This is a genomic window from Actinoallomurus vinaceus (genome assembly GCF_039542055.1).
GTDB lineage: Bacteria > Actinomycetota > Actinomycetes > Streptosporangiales > Streptosporangiaceae > Actinoallomurus > Actinoallomurus vinaceus.
In genome coordinates, this window is the sequence record NZ_BAABHK010000002.1 from 826557 (window position 1) to 841472 (window position 14916).

At 71.4% G+C, this 14916-nt stretch carries 11 protein-coding genes; 2 read left to right on the plus strand and 9 right to left on the minus strand.

The window, feature by feature from the left end; genetic code table 11:
- Positions 1-155 precede the first annotated feature (155 nt).
- Together ABEA24_RS09615 and ABEA24_RS09620 are read right to left on the minus strand one after the other, a co-directional pair.
- Complete coding sequence (locus ABEA24_RS09615) at positions 156-1028, minus strand: SDR family NAD(P)-dependent oxidoreductase (protein WP_345430339.1); 873 nt, start codon at positions 1026-1028, stop codon at positions 156-158.
- Positions 1025-1963, minus strand: a complete 939-nt coding sequence (locus tag ABEA24_RS09620; RefSeq protein WP_345430340.1) for an SDR family NAD(P)-dependent oxidoreductase — start codon at positions 1961-1963, stop codon at positions 1025-1027. The genes ABEA24_RS09615 and ABEA24_RS09620 overlap by 4 nt, the downstream gene beginning before the upstream one ends.
- Positions 1964-2034: 71 nt before the next feature.
- Here ABEA24_RS09620 and ABEA24_RS09625 point away from each other — a divergent pair, with 71 nt between their 5' ends.
- A complete protein-coding gene (locus ABEA24_RS09625; RefSeq protein WP_345430341.1) occupies positions 2035-2952 on the plus strand; it encodes a LysR family transcriptional regulator in 918 nt (305 codons plus the stop codon).
- A gap of 17 nt (positions 2953-2969) precedes the next feature.
- On the opposite strand, the gene ABEA24_RS09630 is transcribed toward ABEA24_RS09625, so the two are convergent.
- Both ABEA24_RS09630 and ABEA24_RS09635 read right to left on the minus strand, forming a co-directional pair.
- Entirely contained in the window at positions 2970-3140 is a 171-nt protein-coding gene (locus ABEA24_RS09630) for a hypothetical protein (RefSeq protein WP_345430342.1), read from the minus strand.
- A 175-nt stretch (positions 3141-3315) separates the two neighbouring features.
- On the minus strand, positions 3316-6996 hold the full coding sequence (locus ABEA24_RS09635) for an NEW3 domain-containing protein (RefSeq protein WP_345430343.1): 3681 nt from the start codon (positions 6994-6996) through the stop codon (positions 3316-3318).
- A gap of 356 nt (positions 6997-7352) precedes the next feature.
- Between ABEA24_RS09635 and ABEA24_RS09640 the strand changes: the two genes are divergently transcribed.
- Positions 7353-8615 (plus strand): ROK family transcriptional regulator, encoded by a 1263-nt coding sequence (locus ABEA24_RS09640; RefSeq protein WP_345430635.1) that lies wholly within the window; start codon positions 7353-7355, stop codon positions 8613-8615.
- A gap of 92 nt (positions 8616-8707) precedes the next feature.
- Here ABEA24_RS09640 and fmdA read toward each other — a convergent pair whose 3' ends face one another.
- The 5 genes from fmdA to ABEA24_RS09665 form a co-directional block, all read right to left on the minus strand.
- Complete coding sequence (gene fmdA / locus ABEA24_RS09645; protein WP_345430344.1) at positions 8708-9955, minus strand: formamidase; 1248 nt, start codon at positions 9953-9955, stop codon at positions 8708-8710.
- Positions 9956-10005: 50 nt separating this feature from the next.
- Positions 10006-10641, minus strand: a complete 636-nt coding sequence (locus ABEA24_RS09650) for an AmiS/UreI family transporter (protein WP_345430345.1) — start codon at positions 10639-10641, stop codon at positions 10006-10008.
- A gap of 77 nt (positions 10642-10718) precedes the next feature.
- Positions 10719-10997 carry an FmdB family zinc ribbon protein gene (locus ABEA24_RS09655; RefSeq protein ID WP_345430346.1) on the minus strand — a complete coding sequence of 93 codons (279 nt, stop codon included), beginning with the start codon at positions 10995-10997 and terminating at the stop codon, positions 10719-10721.
- Positions 10998-11120: 123 nt separating this feature from the next.
- Positions 11121-12512, minus strand: a complete 1392-nt coding sequence (locus tag ABEA24_RS09660) for a dihydrolipoyl dehydrogenase family protein (protein WP_345430348.1) — start codon at positions 12510-12512, stop codon at positions 11121-11123.
- A gap of 176 nt (positions 12513-12688) precedes the next feature.
- Positions 12689-14884: an MMPL family transporter gene (locus ABEA24_RS09665; RefSeq protein ID WP_345430350.1), complete on the minus strand. Its 2196-nt coding sequence runs from the start codon at positions 14882-14884 to the stop codon at positions 12689-12691.
- Positions 14885-14916 lie beyond the last annotated feature (32 nt).

The window sequence follows — 14916 nt, forward strand, 5'->3', positions numbered from 1 at the left end:
GCCGCGGCCGCACCCGGCCAAGAGCCCACCGCCCCGGTCGCGAGTGTCCGCGTCTCGGCCTGAGCGTACGTGTCGGTGCTGGTCGCGGCGCTGGAACCCCCTCTGGCCGGTGCTGCGGAGAAGAGGACGCCCGCGCGGTTTTGGTCAGCCGTTGGTCAGGGCCGGCGCGCCTTTTTCCCGCCGTACGCTCGGGGAGCCCACGGCAGGACTTCTCCGTCGCGGAGGAGTTCGCCGTAGTGGCCCGGTCTGACCGGCTCGAGCGCGAGATCCAGGAGAGCGACGGCGGCCTCGGCCGGGGTGGGAGCGTTGCCGACGTCCCACCACATGGCGGAGGTGGGGGTGTTCATCATTCCCGGGCAGACGGCGGCGAGCAGGATGCCGCGCGGGGTGTCCTGCTCGTGTCGTTGCCGCGCGAGCGTGCGCACGGCGGCGACCTGGCCGATCTTGGACGGGATGTTGACGAAGCCGGGCCAGGGTCCGCCGCGGGCGCTGCCGTCCTTGACGGCGTCGCGCCAGACCGTGACCTGCTCGTCCACCTCGTCCAGGGAGGCCAGGCCGTCGAAGCGGTCGTGCAGCACGGGCGCGAGGAAGTGCAGTGTGCCCAGCGCGCTGGCCACGACGATCAGGCGCGCGTCGTCCCGCAGCAGTGGCGCGAAAGCGCGCAGTACCCGGGTGGTGCCGAAGTTGTTGACCTCGGCGTACTCCTCGACGATCTCGCGTGGGTCGTCGTCGGGACCCACCCGCATGACGGCGTTGTTGAACACGATGTCGACGCCGCCGTGCAGTTCCTTCAATCGGGCGGCCAGCCGGTCGGCAGCCTCGGGGGCGGCGACGTCGAGGATCTCGCCGCGGACGCGGGCTCCGCCACTGGGCATGGCTTCGACGGTCTGGGTGACGCGGTCGAGGTCGCGGCCGGTGAGATAGACGGTGTCGTGGGAGGCCATGCGCTGGGCGAGTCCTTCGACCAGAGCCAGGCCCAGGCCCTGGGTGGCCCCGGTGACCAGAGCCACCTTCGGCGTGGTGCTCATGCCACTCCTTCGGTGTCGGCGAGCAGGGCCTCCGAGAGGGTCCACAGGCGCTCGGCGTTGGCCGGGTCGAGGGCGTAACGGGCCACGCCGTGCAGGGTGCCGCTGCGCCGGTCGACGGTCTCGGTTTCGTTGCAGTCGACGAAGTAGCGTCCGCCGACACCTTCCAGCAGGGGTGAGGTGGCGAGCAGGACCGAGGTCGCCGCTCCCTGCTCCACCGACTTGATCAGTTCCGGCGGGACCCTGCCGCTGCCGCGACCGCCGGTGTGGCGCTGCAGGTTGGTGTAGATCGCGCCGGGCATGAGCGCGTTCGCGGTGATCCCGTCGCCGGCCCAGCGCCGGGTCGCTTCGACGGCGAACAGTATGTTCGCCGTCTTCGACTGGCCGTAGGCCAGCCACGGATCGTAGGGCCGGAAGGCGAAGTTCACATCGTCGAAGACCACCGGCGAGATTTGGTGGCCGGTGGAGCTGACCACGACGATGCGGGCCGCTCCGTCGGCGGCCAGCGCGGCGTGCAGCCCGGCGGCCAGCGCGAAGTGGCCGAGGTGGTTGGTGGCGAACTGCCACTCCCAGCCTTGCGGCGTGTACCGCTCGGGGCAGGCCATCACGCCCGCGTTGTCGACCAGGATGTGCAGCGGCCCTTCCCAGGCGGCGGTGAACGCGGCGACCGACGCGGGGTCGGTCAGTTCCAGCGGCGCGACGTGCAGCGCCGTGCTGCCGGTGGTCGCGGTGATGTCCTTGGCGACGCGCTCGCCCGCGGCGACATCGCGCACTGCCAGGGTGACCTCGGCGCCGGTGGCGGCCAGGGCGCGCGCCGTCTCCACACCGATGCCGGACGAGGCGCCGGTCACCACCGCACGCCGGCCGGTCAGGTCGATGCCGGCGGCGACCTCGGCCGCGGTATTGGCGAAACCGAACGGGGTTTGAATCAGGTTCATACCGACCACGTTAGGAAGGCGGCGGCCATGCCACCAGCGAGACTTTCTCAACCGTGGTATGCCTAAATGTCATGGCCTTCACCGACGCCTCCCTGACCGCACTGCGTGTCTTCCGCGAGGTGGCCGAGCGGGGCACGCTCACCGCCGCGGCTGCCGCGCTCGGTTACACCCAGTCCGCCGTCTCCCGCCAGATCGCCTCACTGGAACGCGCGGCGGGCACGCCGCTCCTGGAACGACGCCACGACGGGGTGCGGCTGACCTCCGCCGGGCACATCGTGGTACGTCGCGCCGCCACCGTGATCGACCAGGTCGACGCCACCGCGCGCGAGCTCGCCGGCCTGCCCGACGAGCACGGCACGGTCCGGCTCGGCTGGTTCGCCAGCGCCGGGGCCGGGCTGTTGCCTCGCGCGCTGGCCGCATTGTGCCGCACGCACCCGGCCATCACCGTGATCACCCGCGAGGGCAGCACACCGGCGCTGGTCCGCGCGCTGCGAGCCGGCACCCTCGACCTCGCCCTGCTGGCGTCGGCACCGCCGTTCCGCCCGCCCGACACCGAGACACCGGCCCTGGAACTACAGACGCTCACCGAACGAAGCCTGCTCCTGGCGGTACCCGCCACCCACCCGCTCGCGCGCGGCGACTTCGCCGACGTCGCCGATCTGCACGGCCAGCGCTGGATCGCGGGCCCGGGCGAGGACCGTGTGCTGGGAGTCTGGCCCGGCCTGGACGAGCGGCCCGACGTCGCCCACACCGCTCGCGACTGGCTGGCCAAGCTTCACCTCGTCGCCGCCGGCTGCGGCATCACCACCGTGCCCGCCGCGCTCGCCCGCGCCGTTCCCGCCGGGGTCCGCGTCCTGCCGGTACGAGGCGGGCCGCAAGAACAACGGCGCATCCTGCTCGCACGGCTCCCGCAGCCCCTACCGGAGCCCGCGGTCCGCCTCGCCGCCGCGCTCCGTGCGGCCGCGATCGAGACGGACACGCTGGTGTAGGCCGGCGACGTGGCGGGTCAGCGGGCAGAGCGGGCACCGCGACGGTGGCCGATCCGGAATCCGCCGAGCACCAGGTCGACCAGGAAGACCAGGATGCCGATGATCAGTAGGAAGAACAGGCCTTTCACCGCGACTCCGGCGATGCCGAGCCCGATCGCCACGATGATGAGGGCCAGGAACAGCGTCATGTCACAGCCTCCTTCCCCGGGTCCCTGCTCAGAGCCATACCCGCTGGGCGATGGCGGTACGAGCGCGGGCGCGTTACTCCGCCCCGGCATCGTGGACCGGGCACTCCCCTGGCAAGACGGGGGCGCCCGCGCCTCCCGGGTCTCGGGAGGCGCGGGCGCCCGTGTCGACTCTCCGTTACTCGATGCCGAAGCCGGTGAACTCCGTGCCGGAGATCTTGCCTGAGGCGTCACCCGTGACGGCCGCCGCCGAGAGGCCGACGTCCTGAGTGGCCGCCGCGCTCGGCACCTGGGCGGTGGCGACCTGCTGCCAGGTCTTGCCGTCGAGGCTGAAGGACCCGGTGAACGTCGCTCCGGACCGTACGAGCTTGAGCTGCACGGGGTAGCCGGAGAAACCGGTGTTCAGCGTGGTGTCCAGGTAGCCGTCGCCGTTGGCGTCCCACTGCATGACGACGCCGTTGGCGGGTGTGGCCGCCAGGATCACGTAGCCGGGACTCTTGGCCGACAGGTCGTTGCGGACGACGATGCCGGCCTTGGCCCAGACACCCGTCGGGTCCTGCCGTGTGACCTTGGTCGTCACCGTCATGGCCTCCTTGCCCGCGCCCTTGCGGTAGAGGGCGCCGAACTGGTCGGTGCGTCCCCACTGGTCCTTGCCGTCGGCGAAGACGGCGTACCGGTCGCCGAGCTGCCCGACGTGGGTGGCGGTGCCCGCGACGGAGCGATAGTCGGCCGACGGCGCGGCGAAGGCGGTGAAGGTCGTCGAACCGCTCGCCTTCCCGGTGCCGCCCGTGCCGTCCGCGAAGGTCGCCGAGGCGCCGACGCTCACGCTCGTGTCGGGATCCGGGAGCGTCGCGGGCGGGGTGAGCGTCCAGGACGCGGTCGCCGAGGCGCCCGGTTCGATGGTGCCGAGGTCGGCCGGGTCCTGCGGCGTCGCAGTCCAGCCGTCCGGCGCGGCGAGGGTCGCCTTCGTTCCCGTCACCGCGAGACAGCCGGTGTTGGTGACCTTGCCGGTGACGGTGGCCTTCCCGCCGCCGTCGACGTACGGCGAGCCGGGCGACAGCTCGAGGGTCGCCGTCGGCGGCGTGGCCTTCGACGGTGCGCGGACGTCGATCTCGACGGTGCGGGTGGGCGCCGCCGATCCGAGCCCGATGCCGATCGTGTAGTGCCCCGGAGCGCACAACTGCGGGGAGAACACCACGGGCACGGTGCCCTCGCCGTGGTGGCCGAAGGAGACGACCCGCGCGGGGGTGGTGAACCCGATCCCCCGGGCGAACGTCGTCGTGTCGGTCTGGGTCGCCTGGCCGTTCACGTAGAGCACGACGCGGGGGTCGGCGAGGTAGCCGGCTCCCCCGTCGTTGACCACCGTCCCGGTGACCGTCAGCGGCGCGCCCGCCTCGATGGCGTGGTGATCGGCCTTGACGGCGGTGACCGTGGCGTCGATCGGCGACGTCATCCGCTGGTAGTTCGCCTCGTAGTCCGCGGCCGCGCGGGCGACGCCGAGCTGCGGCACGGACCGTGTCCTCGTCCAGTTGAGCCGGATCACGCTCGCCTTCCGGGGCGAGGTCAGGGTGACCTGGTGCCCGGAGATCCGGCCGGCGCGGTGGCCGTCCACGGTCACCGAGGTGAGAACGGTCCCGCCCGGCGCCGAGATCACGACGTTGTCCGGGGTGCCGCGGGTCGGCGGCGTGAGGCGCATCGTGGCGCCCTTCCCGTCGACGGCGGCGGTGTAGGACATCGGCCCGAAGTCGGTGTCCCCGGTGAAGCCCACGGTCTGGCCGGGCCTGCTCCACTGCGGCGACCAGACGTTGGCCAGGTGCAGGGACCCGTCCGACGCCTCGTACGCGAGCATGTCACGCAGGAACGTCAGATACTTGCCGGCGAACTCGGCGTGCGGCTGCGTCTGGTCCGTGGACGACCATCCCCAGCGCTGGGCCGAGGCCATGCCCTCCGAGGCCATGTGCGCGGCCGACGTGTGCGTCAGCAGGGAGTACAGCGACGACAGCGCCGCGTCCTGGTCGCCGCGGAGGATGTCGGTGATCGACAGGGACATCGGCGTGTAGGAGTGCAGGGTGCTCTCCACGCCGCCGGACGGGTAGCCGAAGATGCCCTCGAACGTCTTACCTCGCCAGGCGGCGAGACTCTTGGTGATCCACGGGTCGTCCGGGCTGAAGGCGTTCGCGGGCCAGACGGCCTCGAGGTTGCCCCAGTCGATCCCGTACACGCCGCCGTACCAGCCGTCGCGGACGCCCGGCGCCGCCATGCCCTCGGTCGTCGGCGGGATGACGCCCAGCTTCTTCACCTGCGGCGCGAGCTTGGACCGCAGGATGCCGATGTACTCGGCGCGGCGCTGTTTCCACGTCGCGGCGGTCGCGCCGTCGCCGACCGCCTCGGCGATCTTCGCGGCCCCCTCCTCGCCGGCGATGTTCCACAGGTCGTAGGTGAGCACGTGCCCGCGGACGCCCTCGTCGTCCTTCATCGTGGAGGCGGGGAACAGGCCGTCGTCGGACTGCCAGTACTGCCGGCGGACCTGCCACTCCCAGTCCATCGCCCGCTGGACGGCCGGCCAGACCTGGCGGGCGAACTCGGTGTCATGGGTGCGTTCGTAGTAGTTGGCGAAGGCCCACAGGACCTCCCCGTTGCCGTCGTACTGCCCCGATTGGGAGATGAACTGCCCGGAGTCGGACTGCCAGTCGAGCATCTCGAGCGTGACCTGCTTGGCGACGTCGGTGAAGCCCGCGTTGAGGATGCCGTCGATGTCGAAGGCGGTGTCGCGCAGCCAGTAGTGGGCGTAGATGGTCGGGTTGGCGTTCCAGTAGTACCGGCCGTCGATGACGTTCATCAGGATCAGGGAGAACGCCAGGTTGGCCTTGTAGGCGTCGAGCACCTTGGTCTCGACGCCGCTTCCTGGGACCTGCAGGACCGTCCCGGCCTGGTCGAGGGTCCGGTGCCAGAACTGAGCGGTCTGCTGCTCGTACCCGTCGTAGCCCGCGCCCTTGATCGGCGCCGTGTCGGAGCCCTGTCCCACGAAGTACGGCATCGCGAACGTGAGCGTCCGGGTCTGGTGGGGTGCCAGGGTGACGTCATAGTCCTGGGTGGCCCCGTCGACGCCGCTCGGCGCCTGCCCGGAGACCAGGAGGAGTTTGCCGTCGCCCCCGTAGACGCGGTGGTCGTCGTCCCACCCCGGATCCGTCGGCTTGCTCGGGCCGGTGTTGCCGTTCAGGGCGCCGATGCCCTTGGTGACGTCCAGGGTGGCCGAGAACCGGTGCGTGACCGGCGACGAGCCCGGGTTGGTGAGGCTGACCTTGACGAAGTTCACCATGTTGTCGACGTCGGCCGTCACCTTCTTGGCCGGCAGGCCGTACGGCTGGGTGAAGGGGACCTTGGCGACGTCCGGGACCTTGGCGGCGAAGAACCGGATCGCGTGCTGGACGCCGCCGGAGTCGAACTGCTCCGACATGATCGGCAGGTAGCCGTCCACCCAGGTCTTGACCCGCTGGTTCACAGGAGTCCGGGAGTCTCCGGTGGCGAAGGTGAGCGCTCCGTACTCGGTCTGCAGGTAGCCCTCGGGGGTGATGATCGACCGCTCCGGTCCGCCGTACACCCCGATCGCGGCGCGGGGATAGCGGTACCAGTCGAACGGTTCGTTCGGGTCGTCCTTGACCGGCGGCAGGGACTGCTGCTCCTGCGAGGTCTGCATCACCCCGTACGGGGAGCGCCGGTAGTCGTTGTAGGGATTTCCGTAGCCGGAGGCGCCGGTCGTCGCCTGGACGAGCGCGGGCGATCCCGGCCGGGAGCGGGCGGGCCCGGGGGCCGCGGCCCATCCGGGGGTGATGAGGCCCAGCGCCAGCGCCGGGGGCACGGCGAGCGCCAGGGCGCGTCCGGTGGATCTTGTTCGTAGCGAGCGGCGTCCAGAGTGCGCCTCGCAAGGCGGAGGAGGGAGGCAGCCTGGTTTTGGCTGCCGACCGACGACAACGCGGCGAGGCGCGCTCTGGACGCCGCGCAGCCGGACGGAGATCCACTGGATGTGCCCTTGGGCGCGGCGGAGGAACGATCGCATGGCGAACCTGCCTTCTGGGGCGGAAGACGCGGAACGGCGGGGGGGTGGGTGGAAGGTCCGGTGTTCTCCGGACACGGGCGGCTCGGCGGAACTTAGTAACGTATCGTTCGTAACTAAAGCGCCCGCCACGGGTCCGGTCAAGGGGTGATCTTGTGACGATGGAGTCGGCGTCGGCCGGGACGGGACCGCATGTGCTGCGGCGGATCAACGTCGCCACGGTGCTCGACGCGCTGCGCGCGGGAGGACCCCAGCGCGTGGCGGACCTGGTCACGGCCACGGGCCTGTCCCGGCCCGCCGTGACCCGGGCCATCGAGACGCTGCGCGCCGAAGGCTGGGCGGAGGACGCCGATCAGGGCGAGGAACCCGGAGCCGGCCGCGAGGCCAGGATCGGCCGACCCGCGGCCGTCATCCGGTTCCGGTCGGGCGCGGGCCACGTCCTCGGCGCCGACGTCGGGCCGCACAAGATCCTCGCCATGGTCGCCGACCTGGACGGCAAGGTGATCGCCGAGCAACGCCACGACACCCACCGGCTCCACGGCGGCGAGGACGTCCTGCGGGCCCTCCTTGGCATCACCACCGACGTCCTGGCGGAGGCCGGCGTCCCGGCCGACCGGGTGCTGTCCGCGGCGATCGGCAGCCCCGGGCTCGTCGACCCGACGACCGGCGCGGTGACGCTGGCACCGAGCATCCCCGGCTGGGCCTCCCTTCCCGTCGCCGCCGAGCTCCGCTCGCTGCTCGCCGGCCCGATCGCGGTCCACAACGACGTCAACCTCGCCGTCCTCGCCGAGCGCTGGCGCGGGACCGCGACCGCGACGGAGGACCTCGTGTTCGTGCAGTGGGGCGCCCGTGTAGGCGCGGGCATCATGATCGACGGCCGGCTGCTCCAGGGGGCGAACGCGGCGGCCGGTGAGATCGGCTTCCTCGACCTCGCCGAGCACCCCGGATCCGACGGCGTCACCCGCGACACGATGGGACCGTTCGAACACCAGGTCGGCGCCTCCGCCATCATCGAACTCGCGCTCGCGGAGGCGGAGGGTCAGGGCGACACCCGGCTGACGGAGGTCATGCTGCGGGCCAGGCCGCACGACGACGCGGCCGCGCTGTTCGACGCCGCGTCGGCCGGCAGCGCCCTCGCCGAGTCGATCATCGACCAGATCGCCGCCCGTTTCGCCCGGGGTCTCGCCGCCGCGTGCCTGCTCCTCGACCCGGAGCTCATCGTGATCGGCGGAGGCGTGTCCCGCGCCGGCGAGCGGCTGCTGGCGGTCGTCGAGCGGCATCTCGGCCGCCGCACCCTCGTACGGCCCCGGCTCGCGCTGTCCTCCCTCGGCGACACCGCCGTCGCGCTCGGCGGGGTCCGAAGCGCCCTGGACGACGTCGAGCGGCGCTACCTGTCCCCCGCCGCGCTCGGCGCTCCCCGCTGACGCCCACTCCCCCGCCGGGAATGGCGTGGCGCCGGAGACCCCCGGCTCCGGCGCCACGATCGCGTTCAGGACGGCGCACCGTCCACGGCCGGTCAGGATGTGACGGCGCACGCCCCACGGTTGGCGCTTCGCGGACCGTCCTTGGTGGGACGGATGTCGAAGTCGAAGATCGCCGTGGGCAGGTACAGCGTGCAGCACGCGTTCGGGATGTCCACGATCCCGCTGATCCGCCCTTCGACCGGCGCGGACCCGAGGATCAGGTACCCCTGCTCGCCGCTGTAGCCCCACCTCTTGAGGTACTCGATGGCGTTGAGGCAGGCGCACTTGTACGCCTGCGTCGCGTCCATGTAGAGGTTCGTGTCGTCGTCGGGATCGACGGAGATGCCGACGAAGCTCATGAACTCCGAGTACCTGGGCTCGACGTTGCCCGGCATGAAGACCGGGTTGGTCATGATGCCGTACTTCTCCATGCCGCCCTTGATCAGGTCGACGTGGAAGTCGATGAAGCCTCCCATCTCGATGGCACCGCAGAAGGTGATCTCTCCGTCGCCCTGGCTGAAGTGCAGGTCGCCCACGGAGAGGTTCGCGCCGTCGACGAAGACGGGGACGAACACGCGGGATCCGCGGCTGAAGTTCTTGATGTCCTGGTTGCCGCCGTGCTCGCGGGCCGGCACGGTGCGGGCGCCCTCCCGGGCGACCCTGTCGGCGTCACTGCCGTGGGCGTGGCCCGCGAGCGCGCCGTCCGGCTCCGGCGGCAGTGCCAGGGGCGGCACCCGGTCGGGATTGGTGTCGATCAGGGCCTGCTCCCGGCGGTTCCACCGCTCCAGCAGTTCCTGCGACGGCGCGGTACCGAACAGCCCCGGGTGGGTGATGCCGGTGTACCGTACGCCGGGCAGGTGCCGCGAGGTGGCCTGCTGGCCGTGGAAGTCCCAGATCGCCTTGACGGCGTCCGGGTAGTAGTCGGTCAGGAACGACCCGCCGTTGACCTTGGCGAACACGCCGGTGTAGCCCCAGCCCTCGCCGGCCGCGTCGCCGACGTGCTGCGGAACGGGCCCGAGGTCGAGGATGTCGACGATCAGCAGATCGCCGGGCTCGGCCCCTTCGATCCGGATCGGGCCGCTCAGCATGTGGGCCAGCTTCAGGTTGACGTCCCGCACGTCGTTGGCGGAGTTGTTGTTGCCTATCTGGCAGTCGGTCCACTCCCGGCATTCCATCCGGAACTCGTCGCCCGGCCGTACGGAGTCGGCGGGCGGGACGGCCGGATGCCACCTGTTGTGGCCGGGTATCTTCTGATCACGCATTGACCGTGACTGGTCAACGTGGAATACGACGTCTGGCATGGTCACTCACTCCCCTGCCGAATTCACGATCTCAAATCAGGAGGCGGTCCTCAGGGCCGTCCCGGCGCCGCGACGCCGCCGGGCCGGTGGCGCACATGGCGTCCCGGGCCGACCATGAACCACAGGCCGCCGAAGACCACCACGGCGAACACCGCCAGCAGGACCGCGACCGGCGTGTGCGTGCCCCAGTAGCCGCACAGCAGCAGGATCGCCGGTATGGCGCCGGTGACCCAGCCTTCGATCGCCGTCACCCAGCCCGTGTACGTGGTGATCCCCTCGACCTTCAGCCCGAGCAGGACGAAGAACAGGAACCACAGGAACGCCCAGTACAGCCAGATGACGCCGAACGGCGGGTCCCGCAGGATGCGGAAGTTGACGATGGCGTAGCCGACCGCCATCACGGCCACGAACAGCGAGAAGTATCCGACGCCGCTGGTGTCGATCCCGGTCAGCAGCCCGATCCCGACGTACAGGTAGGTGAACCCGAACAGGTACAGCCCGGATGCCGCCAGGATCGTGCGGGTGTCCTTTCCAGCCGTCGCGATCAGCACGGTCGGGAAGACCACCTGCATCGCGCCGACGAACAGGTTGAGCATCGCCGCGGCCTTGGGCGCGACCTTTCCGAGCAGCATCATCCCGTTGAGGAACAGCACCGCTCCCACATAGAGAAGCCCTACGTTCGCCATCAACCTCACCCCTCGGCCGCCGGCCCCGGGGCGTCGTCACGTCGTTCCCGCCCGCGATCTCGCATCACGGGCCGTGGTCACGGCCGCGGCAGGCGCGCGAGCGCCGGGTGCGGCCGCCGGGCGGCCCGTCGGGACGGCGGCACCTCCGACACGACCTCCGGCGTCTCCCGGCTCTGTTCCTCACGTTCCCGGCTCGCCCGTACGGTCGGGGACGTGCGCGTCAGCGCCGGCGCGGAGTACACGCGACGGCACTCGCGCCCGCACACGGGACACTCCCGTGTCGCGGGCGCGGTGCCCAGCGCCAGCCGTACGTCGAAGGAGCCGCAGCCCGGACACGCGTACTCGTAAGTCGCCATGACCACCTCCGCGGACCGGCCTCCATGGCAGAGCCATTCCCAGTTATTCGCCCGCCCTTGGCCCTATTGCCGTGATTTGGCCGAGTGTTGGGGGAGCTCGGTGGTTACCGCAAATTCGAGACCTCACAGGCCGCACTCGAGCAGGAGGTACAGCCAGATCTCGCTCGTGGTCGGGAAGGACGGAACCGCGTGCCAGAGCCGGTCGAGGGTGACCTCGCCGGTCACCGCGATGGTGGCTCCGTGCAGGAGATCGACCGTCGCCGGGCCGACGAAGGTGGCGCCGAGGAGCACGCGGCGACCCTCGTCGACGACCAGCTTCGCCCGGCCGGTGTAGCCCGGCGACTGCAGCAGTGCGCCGATCACCTGACCCAGGTCGTACTCCACGGCGCGTACGGGGAACCCGGCGGCGCGCGCCTGGGCCTCGCTGAGCCCGACGGCGCACACCTGCGGGTCGGTGAAGATGACCTGCGGCGCGCCCCGGTCGTCGGCGGTGTCGCGCAGCGACGGCAGGTCGTCGGGCCGGCCATTGGCGCGGGCGACGATCACGTCGCCGCAGATCCGGGCCTGGTACTTGCCCATGTGGGTGAGCAGGTTGCGCCCGTTGACGTCCCCGGTGGCGTACAGCCAGCCGTCCGGCACCTGCGTCGCCCGCATGCTCGCGTCGACCTCGATGGGGCCCTCGGGCTCCAGGCCGATCGTGCCGAGTCCGATGTCGTCGACGGCCAGGCGGCGGCCGGTGCCGACCAGGATCTCGTCGGCCTCGATCCGCGCGCCGTCGTCGGTGTGGACGGTCACCGGGCCGCCCGGGTCCAGCCGCTCGACGCGGACCGGGGAGCGGCCGAAGCGCACGTCGATGCCGGCGTCGGCGAACGACAGGGCCAGCAGTTCCCCGGCGAACGGCTCGATCCTGGAGAGCAGGCGGCCGTCCCGGACGATGACGGTGGTCTCCAGGGCACCGAGCGAGTGCAGGGCCTGCGACATCTCACAGGCGACGGGCCCGCCGCCGATCACGACGAGCCGCTTGGGCACCTGCTGGACGCTGGTCGCCTCCTGATTCGTCCACGGACGCGCCTCGCGCAGCCCGGGCACGTCGGGGACGTCCGGGGCGCTGCCGGTGGCGATGACGACGGCGTGCCGCGCCCGCAGCCCGCGGACGTCGCCGTCCGGCGTCGTCACTTCCACCCGGCGCGGTCCGGCCAGGCGCCCATGCCCGCGGACGAACGTCGCCGGCAGCTTCTCCACCCAGTCCACATAGCCGCTGTCGTCGTAGTTGGACACGACCTCGTCGCGCCGGGCCAGCACCGCGGGCGTGTCGATCGGGCCGCGCAGCCCCAGGCCCGGCATCCGGCTCACCGCGTACGCCAGTTCCATCGGCCACAGCAGTGCCTTGCTCGGGACGCACGCGTAGTAGTTGCACTCGCCGCCCACCAGGCGCTTCTCCACGACTGCGGCCGTGAGCCCGCCCCGTACGACGCGTGCGGCGGCGATCTCGCCGACCGGTCCAGCGCCGATCACGATCACATCGAAGACAGCGTCCTCATCCGCCACGAGATCCCCCGATCGTCATCGGCACGGCCAGGCCTGTTCCTGAACCTGCCCGCATCAATGGCAAGGGACGGCAAGACGACGCATAGGGAATCTCTGGAGCGCCGAAGGCGGGGCGGTCGCCACCGACCGCCCCGCCTTGAATCTCAGCGGGAGGCCGGCTCCAGGGGTGCGGCGTCCTCGATCGGCCGCTCCTCCGGCGGCTCGACCGACAGGTGCGGGAGGCGGCGCTCCAGCCAGGAGGGCAGCCACCAGTTGGCGCGGCCGAACAGGTGCATCGCGGCCGGGACGAGGATCGTCCGCAGGATGAAGGCGTCCAGCGCGACGGCGGCGCTCAGGCCGATGCCGAACTCCGCGATGACCCGCTGGCCCCCGAAGACGAAGGCGACGAACACCGCGATCATGATGGTCGCGGCGGCGGTGATGACCCTTCCGGTGTGGGCCTGGCCCACGGTGACGGCCCGGCGGTTGTCGCCGCTGTGCACCCACTCCTCATGCATCCGGCTGACCAGGAACACCTGGTAGTCCATTGACAGGCCGAACAGGATCGACAGCATGATCACCGGGAGGAACGCCTCGACCGGCCCGGCGGCGCCCACCCCGAGCGGATCCGAGCCCCATCCCCACTGGAAGAAGGCGACGACCACGCCGAAGGACGCACCGGCGGACAGCACGTTCATCACGGCGGCGATCGCCGGCACGAGGAGGCTGCGGAAGGCGAGCATGAGCAGCAGGAACCCGAGTGTGATGATCACACCGAGGAACAGCGGGAGCTTGCCGGTCAGCACGTCCGCGAAGTCGTCGAAGATCGCCGTCGCGCCGCCGACGTAGACCCGCAGCGACGTGCCGCGCTCGGCGGCCGGGACGACGTCGTGGCGGAGCCGGCCGATCAGGTCGGAGGTCTGGGCGGACTGGGGCGAGGTCGTCGGGATCACCTGCGCCATGGCGACCGTCGCACCCGGCTGAGCGGGCAGCGGGACAGCGGTCGCCACCCCCGGCGTACGGGACACCTCCCCGACCAGGCGGGCGAAGGCCTGCTGGTCGGCCGCGCCGTGCGTCTCGGCGATCAGCTGCAGCGGGCCGTTGAACCCCGGGCCGAAGCCCTCGGCCAGCAGGTCGTACGCCTGGCGCGTGGTCGTGGACGTCGGGTTGTTCCCCGCGTCGGAGGAGCCCAGGCGCAGCGAGAACACCGGCACGCACAGCACCGCGACGACCACGAGAGCCACCACGGACAGCGTACGAGGCCGCCGCTCGACGACACCCGCCCAGCGGGTCCAGACGTCCGGCCGGGCCGCGCCGCCCGCCGCGTGGGCCCCGAGGCGGCGGCGTTCGCGGCGGCTGAGCACCCGCGTCTTGAGCAGGCCGAGCAGCGCCGGCAGCAGCGTGATCGCCGCCAGTACGGTGCACACCACGGTGACCGCCGAGGCGATGGCCATGCCGTTGAGGAAGCTCATGCCCAGGACGAACAGCCCGAGCAGGGCGATCACCACGGTGCCCCCGGCGAACAGCACCGCGCGGCCGGACGTGTCGATGGCCTTGACCACCGACTCCTCGACGCTCAGCCCGTTCTTCAGGCCGGTACGGTGCCGGGTGACGATGAACAGCGCGTAGTCGATGCCGACGCCGAGGCCGATCAGCGCGCCCAGTGTGGGCCCGATCTGGCCGATGGTGACGACGTGGGTGAGCAGGCCGACGACCATCAGGCCGCTCCCGACACCGGCGATGGCGGTGAGGATCGGCAGCAGCATCGCGAACAGCGACCCGAAGGCGAGGAGCAGGACGATCGCGGCGACGGCCACCCCGATCAGCTCGGAGTTGCCGGGCGGGGTCCGCTCGACCTGGCTGATCGGGTTGCCGCCGAGCTCGACGCGGAGGCCGTCGCCCCGGGCGGCCTCGGCGGTGTCGATCACACGCTGCACGTCCGCCTTGGCCAGCTTGTCGCCCTGCTTGTCGAAGCCGACCTGGGCGTAGGCGGTCCTGCTGTCCCCGCTGATCTGGCGGGCACCCCGCGGTCCGTCGTACGGGCCGGTCACCGAGGTCACGGAGGGCAGCTTGGAGATCTTGGCGAGGGTGGCGGTCATCTTCCGCCGTACGGCGTCGTCACGGACGGTGCCGCCCGCGGGCGCGCGCCAGACGACGGTCGCCGAGTCGCCCGACTGCGCCGGCGCGGACCTCTGCAGCAGCTGCAGGGCCTTCGTGGACTCGGTCCCCGGCAGGGAAAAGGCGTCCTTGTAGGCCGAGCCCGCAGTCTGGGACAGCACGCCCAGGCCGACGAGCGCGGCCAGCCACAACAGGACCACGACGATGCGATGGCGGTGGCACCATCGCGCGAGAACGGACATGAGAGGAACCCCCAGTTGTCATCGGATGCCAG